The organism is Pseudoclavibacter sp. Z016, from assembly GCF_002931215.1.
Classification (GTDB): Bacteria; Actinomycetota; Actinomycetes; order Actinomycetales; family Microbacteriaceae; genus Pseudoclavibacter.
Genome location: NZ_PSTU01000003.1, coordinates 210341 through 225199 on the forward strand (window position 1 = coordinate 210341; position 14859 = coordinate 225199).

A 14859-nucleotide genomic window follows, 5' to 3' on the forward strand; every position below is an offset into this window, starting at 1 on the left:
CGAAGCGGTCGTGGTTGCGGTCGCGGTCGTGGGAAGGGGAGTCACAGCCCGCCCTCGAGGGAGACTGCAGCGCGATAGGCGGCGACCGCATCCCGTGGAGGACCGTCGAAGGTGAGGCGCCCCTCGTGCACCACGAGCACGCGGTCGAAGCCCGCCAGGATCTCGAGGTCGTGGGTCACGAGGACCACCTGCTGGGGGAGGCCGGCGATACGCGCCGCGATCGCGCGCGAGTTGCGCAGATCGAGGAGCGTCGTCGGCTCGTCGAGCACGAGGATGCTCGGCTCGGTGACGAGCACGGCCGCGAGGGCGAGTAGCTGCTTCTGCCCTCCGGAGAGCAGGTGCGCTGGATGGTCGGCGCGGTCGGCGAGGCCGACCTGCTCGAGCGCCGCAGCCGTGCGTGCGGCGATCTCCGCCCTGCTCAGGCCGCGCCGACCGAGCCCGAAGGCGACATCCTCGCCCACGGTCGGCATGATGATCTGCGAGTCGGGGTCGGTGAAGCAGAACCCCACCCGACGCCGCACCTCCCTGCCGGCGCGCCTCGTGTCGAAGCCCTCGACCGAGACGGTTCCGCTCGTGGGCAGCAGCAGCCCGTTGAGGAGTCTCGCGAGGCTCGACTTCCCGGAGCCGTTTGCGCCGATGACGCCGATCCGCTGCTCGCCGAGCGTCACCGAGATGCCGTCGAGCACGGAGCGACGCTGCGCGCCGTCGCCGAAGCTCACGCTCACGTCGCGCAGCTCGATCATGCGCGGCCCCGGCTCAGGAGGCACCCGCGAGGTGCGACGGCGGCCCCGGCCTCACGCATCCACTGCCGGTGCCGTTGCCTGGTCTGGCGAGGTCGGCCGGTCGCGCCGCCGCCGATCGGGGAGCAGCCCCGGGTAGGCCTTGTGCACACCTCGCGCGATGAGCGCCGCGACGACGGCCTTCGCGAGGTCGCCCGGCAGGAAGGCGAGCGCCGACAGGGCGGCGGCCCCGAAGCCGATCTTTGCCACGAGTGCGACGCCGATGATCCCGGGCAGGTAGAGCACGAACACGCCCCCGACGGCCGTCGAGACGATGCCGGGGAGAATGCGGAACGGGTTGCCGAAGCGCTCGACGAGCCAGCCGACCGCGAACGCCGCGATGGGGAAGCCGATGAAGTAGCCGACCGTGGGGCTCGCGAGCACCGCGAGCCCACCACGGCCGCCCGCGAGAAGCGGGAGCCCGGCGAGCACCAGGACGTCGAAGAGCAGCAGCGCCGAGAAGCCGCGCTTCGAGCCGAGCACGGCGCCCGCGAGCATGACGCCGAGCGTCTGCAGGGTGATCGGCACTCCGGGGCCGGGGATCGTGATGGCCGGCACCACTCCGAGCGCGGCCACGATGCCGGCGAACACGGCGACCTGCGTGAGGTCGCGCGTGCGATTGCGGGGTGCGGGGTGCGCGTCGGTCATGCACGGGACTCTACCGGCGCGCAGAGCTGCGCACCGACCCCGCCCGGCGGCCGAAACGCACCGAGCGTCCCCGCGGGAACCTATGGAAAACGCATGCTCGTCGTGTGACGAACATGCGTTTCCCGGAGGTCTGTCCCGCTCGGCTAGCTCTTCGTGTTGAGCTCCAGCCAGGCCAAGTACTCGGGAGTCACGGTGCCCGTCACGTACTTGCCGTCGAAGCAGCTCATGTCGAGCTCCTTCACGTCGGAGCCCTCGGTGATGGCCGTGAACAGGTCCCCGACCTCCTGGTACACGAGGCGGTCGGCGCTGATGACCGACGCGATCTCCTCGATCGACCTGCCTGAGGCCACGAGCTCGCCGCGCGACGGCATGTTGATGCCATAGACGTGCGGGTAGCGGACCGGCGGTGCAGCGGACGCGAACGTCACCGAGTTCGCGCCAGCCTGACGCGCCATCTCGACGATCTCCTTCGACGTCGTGCCGCGCACGATCGAATCGTCGACGAGCAGCACGTTCTTGCCGCGGAACTCCGTCGGGAGCGCGTTGAGCTTCTGGCGCACCGACTTCTTGCGCACCTTTTGCCCCGGCATGATGAATGTCCGGCCCACGTAGCGGTTCTTGTAGAAGCCCTCGCGGTAGTCGATGCCGAGGGTCTTCGCCATCTCCATCGCGGTCGGCCTGCCCGAGTCGGGGATGGGCATGACCACGTCGATGTCGCCGGCGGTGATGCTGCGCTCCACCTTCGAGGCGAGGGTCTTCCCCATGCGCAGGCGCGACTCGTAGATGGAGATGCCGTTCATGACGGAGTCGGGGCGGGCCAGGTACACGTACTCGAACGAGCACGGCACGAGGCGCGGGTTCACGGCGCACTGGCGCGAGTACAGCTCGCCGCCCATCGTGATGAAGATGGCCTCGCCCGGCTCCACGTCGCGGACCAGGTCGTAGCCGCCGGACTCCAGCACCAGCGACTCGGACGCCACGACCCACTCGTCGCGGCCGTGCTCGTCGTCGCGTCGACCGAGCACGAGGGGGCGGATGCCGAACGGGTCGCGGAACGCGAGCAGCCCGTGTCCGGAGAGCAGGGCCACGGATGCGTAGGAGCCCTCGACGCGGTCGTGCAGGCGGGAGATCGCATCGAACAGGTCATCCGGCGTGAGCTCGTCCCCGTTGATGCCGTGCTGCAGCTCGTTCGCGAGGACGTTGAGCAGCAGCTCCGTGTCGCTCGACGAGTTCAGGTGCCTGCGGTCGACGTTGAAGAGCTCCTTGCGCAGCTCTCGCGTGTTCGTCAGGTTGCCGTTGTGCACGAGGACGATGCCGTAGGGCGCGTTCACGTAGAACGGCTGCACCTCGTCGTCGCTCTTCGCGCTGCCGGCCGTCGCGTAGCGGACGTGGCCGAGGCCGACGTTGCCGAGCAGGTTCCGCATGTCGCGGGTGCGGTAGCCCTCGCGCACCTGGCCCTTGACCTTCGCGATGTGGAAGGTGTCACCGTCCGCCGTCGCGATGCCGGACGAGTCCTGACCGCGATGCTGCAGGAGCAGGAGGGAATCGTAGATCTGTTGGTTGACGGGACTGGTCGAGACGTGACCAACAATGCCGCACACGCTGGGGGAGCTCCAAGCACAGGTAAGCGGGCCCGCGAGGGCCACTGATTTGACCGGACCCGCGAGGGCCACTGATGTGATGAGGCCCGCGAGGGCCACAGTTTTGACGAGGCCCGCGAGGGCCACGAGTGTGATGAGGCACCGAGGCGCCCTGAACGATTTTCCGATTTTGTCACAGCTCGCGGATCCGCGCGTACCCGCGTGGAGAGGGTTCGCTTCCGGCGTCACGTTCGCGGCGCACTAGGCTGTTGGGCGCATCCCCCCGAGGAAAGGGCATTCTGTGTCAGGCAACGACCTCTACGCCGCCGCTGGCGTCGACACCCGTGCGGGTGACACCGCCGTCGAGCTCATGAAGCGCGCCGTCCAGGCGACCCACGGACCGGAAGTGCTCGGGGGCGTCGGCGGTTTCGCCGGGCTCTTCGACGCCTCGCGTCTGACCTCGTTCACGAAGCCGATCCTCGCCACGTCGACCGACGGCGTCGGCACGAAGGTCGCGATCGCGCAGGCGATCGACAAGCACGACACGATCGGCCAGGACCTCGTGGCCATGGTCGTCGACGACATCGTCGTCGTGGGCGCCGAGCCCCTCTTCATGACCGACTACATCGCCTGCGGCCGGGTCGTGCCGGAGCGCATCGCCTCGATCGTCGAGGGCATCGCGAAGGCGTGCGCCGAGACCGGCACCGCGCTCACGGGCGGCGAGACCGCAGAGCACCCTGGCCTCCTCGGGCCCGACGACTACGACGTGGCGGGCGCCGCGGTCGGCGTCGTCGAGGCTGACCGGATGCTCGGACCGGAGCGCGTGCAGCACGGCGACGTCGTCATCTCGATCGCCTCGAGCGGCCTCCACTCGAACGGCTACTCGCTCGTGCGCCGCATCGTCGCCGACCAGGGCCTCGCTTTCACCGACACCTCCGCGGAGCTCGGCGGCGTCGTCGGCGAAGTGCTCCTCGAGCCGACCCGCCTCTACACCGGCCCCCTCGTCAAGCTCCTCGCCGAGCCTGCCCTCGATGGCGCCGTGCACGCCTTCAGCCACGTCACCGGCGGCGGCATCGCCGCCAACCTCGCGCGAGTCCTTCCGCAGGGCGCCTGGATCGAGCTCGACCGCGGCGCGTGGTCGCCGAACGACATCTTCCGCGTCCTCGCGGGCTTCGCGGGCACCGACCTCGAGTCGACGGAAGGCACCTGGAACCTCGGGATCGGGATGTTCGCGGTCGTCGACGCCCAGCGTGCATCCGCGGTCGTCGAGTGGCTCGAAGCCGCTGGCCTGCCGTCGTGGGTTGCCGGCACGATCTCGACCGAGTCGCGCGACTTCGACGGCTTCGAGCAGGGCGCCAAGGGCGTCGATGGCGGCGCGGTGCGCCTCGTCGGCAGCTACGCCAGCTAGGGCAGAACACGAGCCGTCGCGTCTCGCCGAGAGGCGAGGGCGCGGCGGACACGCGGTGCCATCCACCCACGACGTGACCAACTTGCGTGCGATAGAGGCGCTTTGAGCCGGTTTCGGGGCTGCGGACGCCGATATTGCACTGTTGTTGGTCACGCGCCGGCGGGACTTGGGCGTCACGCGCGGGCGGCGGAACGGCGGCTGGGGCGGCTGGGGCGGCTGGGGCGAGTCTCGGCGCAGCGCCTGCGTGGGGCGGCGCCGCGGGGCCGTGACCAACTTGCGTGAGCTACGCGTGAGTTGAGCCGGTTTCGGGGCTGCGGGTGTCTGCATCTCACGGATGTTGGTCGCGCCGGTGGTGCCTCGGCGGGTGCAGCGGCGCCGCGCCGCTACTCGGCGGCGAAGGCCGCCGCGATCTCCTCGGGCGTCGCCTCGTTGGCGATGAGGGCGGCGAGCAGGATGCGCGCTTGGCCGGCCCGCAGGACGGCCGCGTGGATGGCGCCGACAACCGCGAGGTCGTGTCCGCCTCCGCCTCCGCCGTAGCTGGCCTTGAGCACGCCGAACGGCACGCGGCTCGACACGACGAGCGGGATGTCCGATGCCTGGCATTCCCAGGCCGCGGAGACGACGCTCTGGCTCGCGTTGCCCGAGCCGAGGCCGACGAGGACGATGCCCTGCACGCCGGCCTCGAGGCTCGCATGCAGGTGGGTCGCGTCAGCGCCGGGGCTGACCGCGACGGTGTCGACGCGCATGCCGGCGACGGGCGCGGGAAGGTGCAGGCGGCGGGCGGGTTTGTCGGTGACGCTGCGGAACGCGTCCGCGCGGTCTGCTGAGGCCTTCGTCAGCCCCCACGCCTTGAGGAGCCTGCCGCCGAACGCGACGAGCACGCCTCGGCCGCGGTTCTCCGGGTCGAGCGCGGCGGCGAGGGCTGCCGCGACGTTCGCCGGCCCGTCCGGCGACTCCGACTCGGCCGTGAACTGCGAGCCGGTGAAGACGACGGTCTTGTCGCTTTCGAGCTGCAGGTCCGTGAGCAGCGAGGTCTCCTCCATCGAGTCGGTGCCGTGCAGCACGATGACGGCGCTGACCTCGTCGTCTTCGACCTGGCGTCGCACCTCGTCGCTGATCGACTGCATGTCGGCGAGCGTGAGGCTCGACGAGTCGACGGCCATGAGGTTCACGGCGCGCAGCTGGGCGCCGTGCGCTGCGGTTCCCTCGAGCAGGGCATCCGCCCCGAGGCTCGGCGTCGTCGCGCCCGATGCCGTCGTCGTGCTGGCGATGGTGCCGCCCGTCGCGATGACGGCGATGAGCGGGAGCGAGGATGAGGTCGTCACGTGGTCATTTCTACCCGGTTTGGCTTCCGCGCGCGCTGAGGGTTGACTTCGCCCAATTCGTGCGAATGTACTGAGGATGCGCCGCATCTGGTTCGGGAACACCGGGCCGGTCCGCGACGTTGCGCACGTAACACAGAGTTAATTCGCGCTATCCGGGAAGCGCGCTCCGAATTCATGGGGCACATTCCTAAGATGGCCGAACTCACTGATGTTCTGGCTACCGCCGAAGATAGGGGACCCCCAATGCAGAAGAAGCGTCTGATTACCGGAGGCATCGCTGCACTCGCAGCGATCGGCCTCCTCTCGGCCTGCTCCAACCCGACCGCTCCCGACGCTGGCGGCACCGACGGTGGTGCCGCATCCGGCGACACGATCGTCGTCTCCTCGGCGAACTTCCCAGAGTCCGAGATCATCGGAAACCTCTACGCGGAAGCGCTGAAGGACGCCGGCTTCACCGTCGAGACGCAGTTCAACATCGGCTCGCGCGAGGCCTACATCCCCGCGCTGTCGGACGGATCGATCGACCTCATCCCCGACTACACGGGCAACCTCCTCATCTTCCTCGACCCCGAGGCAGAGACGACGGACGCGGAGACCATCAACACGAACCTCACCGCAGCGCTCGAGACGGAGGGGCTCACGGGCCTCACCCCGGCCGACGCCGAGGACAAGGACGCGGTTGTCGTCACGAAGGAGACCGCTGAGAAGTGGAACCTGACGACCATCGCCGACCTCGCCGCCCACAACGCCGAGATCACCTACGGTGCCCCGGCCGAGTTCCAGGAGCGCCCGCAGGGTCTGCCTGGCCTGAAGGCGAACTACGGCGTCGAGCCCGCAGCGTTCACCCCCATCGCCGATGGTGGCGGACCGGCAACGGTCGACGCGCTGGTCAGCGGACAGGTGCAGGTCGCGAACATCTTCACGACGTCGCCCGCGATCGTCGAGAACGACCTGGTCGTGCTCGAGGACCCGAAGAACAACTTCCCGGCCCAGCAGGTCATCCCTGTCGGCAACACCGAGAAGCTCACCCCCGAGGTCGCTGAGGTCATCGACGCCATCTCGGCGCAGCTGACGACCGACGAGCTCATCGCCCTCAACACGCGTGTCTCCGGTGACGAGAAGGTCGAGCCCACCAAGGCCGCGACCGACTGGCTCACCGAGAAGGGCCTGCTCGGCGCCTAGGCTCCGCTTCCCCATCATGCGGTGACGCTGCGAGGGTGGATGCGGGCGAGTCCGGCCGCATCCACCCTCTCAGCAGCAACACCCTGAACCACCGACTTCCCGACCGACTCTCCCCGCTTTCCTCACCTCCAGCTCCAAGATCTACGAGAAGCGAGTTCCGGATGCAGCAGCACGCAGACGCCGAACGGCCGCACGTGCGACCCACGATGCGCCCCAGCAAGCGGGCAGCGCAGGGCAAGCGGTCGGTCACGGACGCCTCCTCGGCCGGAGTCAACGCGCTCGCTGGCACCAGCGCAGAGGGGGCGTTGCCGCTGACGAGCTTCGTCATCGGCCGCGACCGGATGACGCCGCGGATCCTGGAGCGGCTCGCCGTCACGGTCGGCCACCTCGACATCGACCCGCACGTCAGAGTCCGGCTCGCGGAGGCGCGGGGCGTCATCGAGAGCGTCATGGCCCGCGGGGAGCCCGCGTACGGCGTCAACCGCGGCCTCGGGCCGCTGCGCGACCAGGAGATCCCGGAGGAGCTGCAGCACGCGTTCCAGCTGTTCGTGCTCGCCTCCCACGACGCGGCGGTCGGCAAGAACCTCACCCCCATCGAAGCGCGAGCCGTGATGCTCGCGCGCCTCGCCGTCATGGCGCAGGGCAACTCCGGCGCCACGACGGCGCTGTTCGAGGGCCTGCGCTGCCTGCTCGAATGCGGCGTCACCCCGGCCATCCCCTCCGAGGGGTCCGTCGGCGCCGCCGACCTGTCGATGCTCGCCGCCGTCGGCAACGTGCTCGTCGGCCGCGGGCGCGTGCTCGACGAGACCGGCACGCAGACCGTCCCCGCCCGCGAGGCGCTGGCGACGGCCGGCCTCGTGCCGCTCGAGCTCGCCGCGAAGGACGGGCTCGCGCTCGTCGGGGCGAACGCCGCCTCCGTCGGCATCGCGGCCCTCACCTCCGTGCGGCTCGACCGGTTCACCGCATCCGCTGACCTCGTCGTCGCCCACACCTTCGACGCCCTGAACGGCAGCGTCAAGGGCTTCCAGGAGAAGGTCGTCGCGGCCAGGCCCCACCCCGGCCAGATCAGGGCGGCCGCGCGCTTCCGCTCCCTGCTCGGCTCGAGCCGCGCCTACGGGCCGGCCACGGCGGGCTCCCTGCAGGACCCGCTCTCCATGCGCACCGTGCCGCAGGTGCACGGCACCCTCATCGAGCAGGCGGATGTGCTGCGCGAGTCGGTCACGGTCGAGCTGAACGCGCGCAGCGAGAACCCGTACATCGACATCGACAACGACGTCATCATCTCGAACGGCAACTTCTCGACCATCCAGATGGCCATCACGGCCGACTCCGTGCGCCTGCTGCTCGCGCACTTCGGCATCATGAGCGAGCGGCGCTGCTCGCTCATGATCAGGCGCCTCCGGTCCGAGCGGTCGCTCGTTGAGCAGGTGCTGTCGATCGACGACGCCGACCATCCGTTCGTGCCCGTCATCCTCGCCAACACGGCATCGTCGCTCATGGCGCGCCTGCAGCAGCTCGCGGCGCCCGTCTCGCACCTCGGCGGGGTCGTCGGCGACGGCGTGGAAGACCACAACGCGCAGGGCTACCTGGCCGTGCGGCTCCTCGAGGACAGCCTCGAGGCGGCCGAGCGGCTCCTCGCGATCGAGGGGCTCCTCGCCGTCGGCGTGGGCGTCGCCGCACCAGCCCCGAGCATGAAGGACCGCGCTCCGCTTGTGGTGCAGCTCTCGAAGCGCATCCGCGAGACCCTCGCCCTCAACGACCCGGCGATCATGACCTCTCAGCGAATCGACCGCGTGCGCGCCGACATCGCCGAGCTGAGCGAGCACGTGCAGGACGCGTGAGCTCCACGCTCGCCCAACGACCACCCGTCACCAGCCAAGGAGCAGCATGATCACCTTCGAGAACGTCACCAAGACGTATCCGGATGGCACCACGGCGGTGAACGACCTCAGCCTCAACATCGAGGAGGGCTCGTTCACGGCCTTCGTCGGTCCGAGCGGATGCGGCAAGACCACGTCGATGCGCATGATCAACAAGATGATCGACGCGTCCAGCGGCCGCATCACGGTGGCGGGCAAGGACGTCGCGGACGTCCCCTCCACCCAGCTGCGCCTGGGCATCGGGTACGTGATCCAGAACGCCGGCCTCTTCCCGCACCGCACCGTGCTCGACAACGTCGCGACGGTGCTGCGACTGAAGGGGGTCCCCGCGAAGGAGGCCAGAGCGAAGGCCATGGATGCCATCGAGCGCGTCCGCCTCCGCCCCGAGCTGGTCCACCGCTACCCGGCCGACCTCTCCGGCGGCCAGCAGCAGCGCGTCGGCGTGGCCCGTGCCCTCGCGGCGGATCCGCCCATCCTGCTCATGGACGAGCCGTTCAGCGCCGTCGACCCGGTCGTGCGCGACGAGCTGCAGCAGGAGATGATCCGGCTGCAGCGCGAGCTGAAGAAGACGATCGTGTTCGTCACGCACGACATCGACGAGGCCCTCATCCTCGGCGACAAGATCGCCGTCTTCGGGCCGGGTGGCGTGCTCCACCAGTACGCGGCAGCCGAGGAGGTCATGACGAGGCCCGCCAACACGTTCGTGTCGAGCATGATCTCGAAGGACCGCGGCTACCGCGCCCTCACGTTCCGGGACGCCTCGCTCACCGCGGAGCCCCTCGCCGACGCCGTGGCCGGCATCATCGGCCTCGATGGGCACACGGCCGAGTGGTCGCTCGCGGTCGACGAGGACGGCCGCCCAGACGAGTGGCTGCACCGTGCGAGCTCGCTGCGCGTCCCGGTCGGCGCGGTCGTGACGCTCGACGACAACCTGCGGCGCTCCCTGGATGCGGTGCTCGCCTCCCCGGCCGGCCTCGCGATCGTCGTCGACCAGGCAGGCGTGGCCACCGGAGTGGTGCGCGGCGAGGCCGTCTTCGCCCGCGTCGCGGACGCGAGCGGCGACCGATCATGAACTGGCTCATCGCGAACTGGGAGACGGTCTGGCCGATCATCATCCAGCACACCGTGCTGTCGGTGGTGCCGACGGTGCTCGGCCTCGTCATCGCCCTCCCGCTCGGGATGCTCCTCGTCGGGCGACCGCGCGGACGAGGCGTCGCGATCATCGTCGCGAGCATCGTCTTCACGATCCCCTCGCTCGCGCTCTTCGTCGTGATCCCGTCGATCGTGGGCACGCCCATCATCAGCCCGCTCAACGTGATCATCGCGTTGACGCTCTACTCGACGGCGCTGCTCATCCGCACCGTGCTGGAGTCGCTCGACGCGGTTCCGGACGACGTGAAGGACGCGTCGAGCGCCATCGGCTACTCGCCCATCAAGCGCGTCATCGCGGTCGAGCTGCCCCTCGCCATCCCCGTGCTCGTCGCCGGGCTCAGGGTCGTCGCGGTCACCAACGTCTCGCTCGTCTCCGTGGGCGCCGTCATCGGCGTCGGCGGCCTCGGCCAGCTCTTCACCGCCGGGTTCCAGCGCGACTACCCTGACCAGATCTTCGCGGGCATCATCACGATCCTCGTGCTCGCGTTCATCTTCGACCGCGTCATCGCGATCATCGGCGTCGCGACCACCCCGTGGCTGCGCAGCGACCGCGTGAAGGCGAAGCGGGCGTCGAGGCGCACACCGAACGAGCGCACCGAGACCGCCATGCTCGACACCGTCATCGCGAAGGGGGACATCTGATGTTCAACGAGATGCTGTCCTACTTCCTCGACCCGGCCAACTGGGCGGGCTCCTCGAGCATCCCGGCCAGGGTCGGCGAGCACCTCTGGTACTCGCTGCTGGCGGTCGCGCTGGCCGCCGTCATCGCGTTCCCGCTCGGTCTCGTCATCGGCCACACGGGCAAGGGCACGACGTTCATCGTCGCCACCGCCAACGTGCTGCGAGCGCTCCCCAGCCTCGGTCTCATGACGCTGCTCGTGCTGCTGATGGGCCTCGGACTGTTCCCGCCGGTGATCGCGCTGGTCGTGCTCGCCGTGCCCCCGCTCCTCGCCGGCGTCTACTCGGGTGTCGCGAACGTGAGCCGCGCGACGGTGGATGCGGCGCGCGCCATGGGCATGACCGAGTGGCAGATCGTGTGGCAGGTCGAGCTGCCGAACGCGATGCCGCTCATCGTCGCGGGGCTCCGCAGCGCGGTGCTGCAGGTCATCGCCACGGCGACCATCGCCGCCTACGTGAACCTCGGCGGCCTCGGACGCTACATCTTCGACGGCCTCGCCGTCACGGACTACGGGCGCGTGCTGGTCGGCGCTGTCCTCGTCACGGGGCTCGCGCTGGTCGTCGACGGCCTGCTCGCGCTGCTCGGGCGACTCGTGGTCCCCGGCCGTACGAAGCGCGGGTCGAAGGGGGCCGTGGCCGAGGCCGGTGCCGGTGCCGGTGCCGTCTCCGGCCCGACCGCCGCATCCACGAGCACGGCCACGGCGAGCGCGTAGCCCCCGGGCGGGCGGGCGCGGCGCCAGGGACCGAGCTACTCGGCGGCGAGGACCTCGTCGACCGGGCGGTAGGCGAGGCCGAGCGCCGTGGCGACACCTCGGTTGGTGACGTGCCCGCCGTGCACGTTGAGGCCGAGCGCGAGGGCATGGTCCTCCTGCATGGCCCGCTTCCAGCCCTTGTCGGCGATGGCGGTCACGTACGGGAGCGTCACGTTCGTGAGGGCGCGCGTCGAGGTCTCCGGCACGGCACCCGGCATGTTGGCGACGCAGTAGTAGATCGAGTTGTGCACGGCGAACGTCGGGTCGTCATGCGTCGTGGGGTGGGAGCCCTCGAAGCATCCGCCCTGGTCGATCGCGATGTCGACGAGCACGGAGCCCTTCTTCATGCCCGCCACCATCTCGTCGGTGACGAGCTTCGGGGCGGCGGCGCCCGGGATGAGGACGGAGCCGACGACCAGGTCGGCCTCGGCGAGCTGCGCCGCGATCTCGTACGCCGACGAAGCCCGCGTCTGGATCTTGCCCTGGAACTGCACCTCGAGCTCACGGAGGCGCGGGATGTTCAGGTCGATGATGGTGACGTCCGCGCCCATGCCGACGGCGTTCGCGGCGGCGTGCTCCCCGGCGACACCGCCGCCGATGACGACGACCTTCGCCTTCGGGGTGCCGGGCACGCCGCCGAGCAGCAGGCCGCGTCCGCCCGCAGCCTTCATGAGGTGGTAGGCGCCGACCTGGGTGGCGAGGCGGCCGGCGACCTCGCTCATGGGCGTGAGCAGCGGCAGGGAGCGGTTCGGGAGCTGCACCGTCTCGTACGCGATGGCGGTCGTGCCGGCGTTCGCGAGCGCCTCCGCCTGCGCGCGGTCGGCCGCGAGGTGCAGGTAGGTGAAGAGCACCAGCTCGGGGCGCATGTGGCGGTACTCGGCGGCGATGGGCTCCTTCACCTTGAGCAGCAGCTCGGCCGTCGACCAGACCTCGTCTGCGGTCGCGAGGATGCGCGCACCCGCCGCCTCGTAGGAGGTGTCGGGGATTGCCGAGCCGAGGCCGGCCCCCGCCTCGATGAAGACCTGGTGGCCGTGGCGCTCCAGCTCGTGGACCCCGGCGGGCGTGATAGCCACGCGGTTCTCGTTGTTCTTGATCTCCGTCGGGACCCCGATGCGCATGATTACCCCTTTGTGTTCGTGCTCGTTCGGTGCTTCTCTCCGGCAATCATGCGCAGAACGTGTTTCGAATACGTTGAATGCCGAAGAAACATCGGCATGTGAGGGAGAATCGGGGCAAAACTTCGCTGAGGAGGCACACGCGTGGGTGAGATGCCGAAGGAACTACGGGCCGTCGACGCCGGGCTGCTCGACGATGTCGACCGCCGTCTCGTCGAGCTGCTGCAGGCCAACTCGCGGCAGTCGAACACGCAGCTCGCGGCCGCGGTCGGTATCGCCCAGTCGACGTGCATCGCGCGCGTGCGCTCGCTCGTCGATCGCGGCATCATCACGAGGTTCACGGCGGATGTGGGCCTGCCGCAGCTGGGCCTCGCGCTGCAGGCCCTCATCAGCGTCAACATCCGCTCGGGGCAGCGTCAGGAGCTCGCGCACTTCGCGGAGGAGATGCGTGCGCTGCCCGAGGTCGTGCAGATCTTCTTCCTCGGCGGCTCGGAGGACTTCATCGTGCACGTCGCCGTCCGTGATTCGAACGACGCGCGGGAGTTCGTGGTGGCGAACCTGTCGACGCACCCTGCCGTCGCCTCCACTCGGACGAGCATCGTCTTCGACCATCACCGCATCCGCTGAGCTGCCGCGTCGTGCGTGCCGCGTCCTGCGTGCCACACGGCAAGACGTCGGTCCTTGGCGGATTCACTGAGGTGGCGACCTGCAGATACCCCAGGTCTGCGAGCGTCGGGGCCGTACCCCGCGCAGACTTCGGGGACGTGCAGGCGCGGCGGAGCGCACGCCTGCGCGAGGCCGAGGTCTGTGTAGCCGGAGTGCGCCCGACCCTCAGGGCCCCTTCACCTCAACGCCGGCCCAACGCCGACCCTGACCAGCGCTGACCAGCCCGCTCCGGCACCCGCAACTCATCCCGTGATCTGAGAACGCAGTAGCCGGGACCGCCGTGACGTTCTTATTCTGTGTGCATGGATCCAGCAGCGCAGGTGCAGGACGACGACCTCGTCGCGACCCTCATCGTGCGTGGGAAGATCCGAGACCCGCGCGGCGTCTGGGGGCAAGGCGAGGTGTGGGCAGCGGGGCCGCGCATCGTCGCGGTGCACACGGGCCGCTCTCGCACCCCGGCACCCGCTGGCGCCCGCATCGTCGACGTCGGCGACGCCTACGTGCTGGCCGGAGTGGTGGATGCGCACGTGCATTCCCTCTCGCACGGCGGCGAGGGCATCGCGGCGGCGACGAGGGCCGCCGCGGCCGGTGGCGTGACGACGATCGTCGAGATGCCCTATGACGGCACCGGCCCCATCAACAGCCTCGACAGGCTCCGGGCGAAGCAGGACCTCGCGAACGATGAGGCGCACATCGACGTGGCGCTCCTCGGCACGCTCGCGCCCGGCGGCGGCTGGCGCGCGGCCGGCGAACTCGCCGAGGCTGGGGCTGCCGGCTTCAAGGTGTCACTGTTCCACACGCACGAGACGCGCTTTCCTCGCATCGACGACCGCGAGCTGCTGAGCGTCATGGCCGCGGTTCGGGACGCGGGACGCACGCTGTGCACGCACGCCGAGAACAACGAGATCATCCAGGCGCTCCTCCGCGAGGAGCGAGCGGCGGGCAGCACCGACCCGCAGTCGCACTCACGCTCTCGTCCGCCCGTCTCGGAGACGCTCGGCGTCCTGACGGCACTCGAGGTCGCCGCCGACACGGGGGCCAGGCTGCACGTCTGCCACCTGTCGCTGCCCCGCAGCGTCGACCTGGTCGACTGGTACCGGACGCAGGGCGCCGACGTCACGCTCGAGACCTGCCCGCACTACCTGACCTTCACCCAGGACGACCTCGAGACGCAGCGGGGACGCCTGAAGATCAACCCGCCGTTGCGGGACGCGGAGGCGCGCGACGGGCTGTGGGATCGCCTCGGCAAGGGGCTGGTGAGCGTGGTCAGCTCGGACCACGCCCCGTGGTCGACGGAGCTGAAGGACCACGACGTCATGCTCGACAACAGCTCGGGCGCGCCGGGCGTGCAGACGCTCGTCGCCGCGACGCTGGGCGGGGCGCTGCGTCGCGATCCGTCCGGCACGCTCCTGGCGCAGGCGGTGGATGCGCTCACGATCAGCCCAGCGCGCCGGTACGGTCTCGACGCTCGCAAGGGGTCGCTCGAGGTCGGCAAGGACGCCGACATCGTCGTGTTCACGCCGGGGGACGCATCCATCGAACTCGACCGGATGCTCTCGAACGCGGGCTGGACGCCATACGAGGGCAGGTCGCCCGGCGGCAGCGTGACGCACACCTTCTCCCGCGGCGAGCTCGTCTACTCCGACACCGCTGGGCTCCTGGCGCGCGCGGGCCGGGGAGAGGTGCTGGTCTGA

13 protein-coding genes are annotated in these 14859 nt (G+C 70.0%); 8 read left to right on the forward strand and 5 right to left on the reverse strand.

Annotated elements, in window-relative coordinates; genetic code table 11:
• Positions 1-41: 41 nt before the first annotated feature.
• The 3 genes from C5B99_RS02295 to purF form a co-directional block, all read right to left on the reverse strand.
• Positions 42-743: an energy-coupling factor ABC transporter ATP-binding protein gene (locus tag C5B99_RS02295; protein WP_104240158.1), complete on the reverse strand. Its 702-nt coding sequence runs from the start codon at positions 741-743 to the stop codon at positions 42-44.
• Positions 744-794: 51 nt separating this feature from the next.
• The gene (locus tag C5B99_RS02300; protein WP_104240159.1) at positions 795-1427 is read right to left on the reverse strand and encodes a biotin transporter BioY; all 633 of its coding nucleotides are present in this window, start codon (positions 1425-1427) and stop codon (positions 795-797) included.
• Between the two features lie 143 nt (positions 1428-1570).
• Positions 1571-3028, reverse strand: a complete 1458-nt coding sequence (gene purF, locus C5B99_RS02305; RefSeq protein WP_104240160.1) for an amidophosphoribosyltransferase — start codon at positions 3026-3028, stop codon at positions 1571-1573.
• Between the two features lie 280 nt (positions 3029-3308).
• Here purF and purM point away from each other — a divergent pair, with 280 nt between their 5' ends.
• Positions 3309-4415 carry a phosphoribosylformylglycinamidine cyclo-ligase gene (gene purM, locus C5B99_RS02310; protein WP_104240161.1) on the forward strand — a complete coding sequence of 369 codons (1107 nt, stop codon included), beginning with the start codon at positions 3309-3311 and terminating at the stop codon, positions 4413-4415.
• Positions 4416-4798: 383 nt separating this feature from the next.
• On the opposite strand, the gene C5B99_RS02315 is transcribed toward purM, so the two are convergent.
• Positions 4799-5740: an asparaginase gene (locus C5B99_RS02315; protein WP_258063006.1), complete on the reverse strand. Its 942-nt coding sequence runs from the start codon at positions 5738-5740 to the stop codon at positions 4799-4801.
• A gap of 243 nt (positions 5741-5983) precedes the next feature.
• Here C5B99_RS02315 and C5B99_RS02320 point away from each other — a divergent pair, with 243 nt between their 5' ends.
• The 5 genes from C5B99_RS02320 to C5B99_RS02340 all read left to right on the forward strand — a co-directional run bounded on the left by C5B99_RS02320 (position 5984) and on the right by C5B99_RS02340 (position 11345).
• Positions 5984-6922, forward strand: a complete 939-nt coding sequence (locus C5B99_RS02320; protein ID WP_104240162.1) for an ABC transporter substrate-binding protein — start codon at positions 5984-5986, stop codon at positions 6920-6922.
• 161 nt (positions 6923-7083) lie between these two features.
• Positions 7084-8763, forward strand: coding sequence for an aromatic amino acid ammonia-lyase (locus C5B99_RS02325; RefSeq protein WP_104240163.1), 1680 nt, complete (start codon positions 7084-7086; stop codon positions 8761-8763).
• A 46-nt stretch (positions 8764-8809) separates the two neighbouring features.
• Positions 8810-9874, forward strand: a complete 1065-nt coding sequence (locus tag C5B99_RS02330) for an ABC transporter ATP-binding protein (RefSeq protein WP_104240164.1) — start codon at positions 8810-8812, stop codon at positions 9872-9874.
• Positions 9871-10596, forward strand: coding sequence for an ABC transporter permease (locus C5B99_RS02335; RefSeq protein ID WP_104240165.1), 726 nt, complete (start codon positions 9871-9873; stop codon positions 10594-10596). Before C5B99_RS02330 ends, C5B99_RS02335 begins: the two co-directional genes overlap by 4 nt.
• Positions 10596-11345, forward strand: a complete 750-nt coding sequence (locus C5B99_RS02340; protein ID WP_104240166.1) for an ABC transporter permease — start codon at positions 10596-10598, stop codon at positions 11343-11345. The genes C5B99_RS02335 and C5B99_RS02340 overlap by 1 nt, the downstream gene beginning before the upstream one ends.
• Before the next feature lie 35 nt (positions 11346-11380).
• Here C5B99_RS02340 and ald read toward each other — a convergent pair whose 3' ends face one another.
• Positions 11381-12502 (reverse strand): alanine dehydrogenase, encoded by a 1122-nt coding sequence (gene ald, locus C5B99_RS02345; RefSeq protein WP_104240167.1) that lies wholly within the window; start codon positions 12500-12502, stop codon positions 11381-11383.
• 150 nt (positions 12503-12652) lie between these two features.
• On the opposite strand from ald, the gene C5B99_RS02350 reads away from it, so the two are divergent.
• Positions 12653-13126: an Lrp/AsnC family transcriptional regulator gene (locus C5B99_RS02350; RefSeq protein WP_104240243.1), complete on the forward strand. Its 474-nt coding sequence runs from the start codon at positions 12653-12655 to the stop codon at positions 13124-13126.
• Between the two features lie 341 nt (positions 13127-13467).
• Positions 13468-14859: a dihydroorotase family protein gene (locus tag C5B99_RS02355; RefSeq protein ID WP_104240168.1), complete on the forward strand. Its 1392-nt coding sequence runs from the start codon at positions 13468-13470 to the stop codon at positions 14857-14859.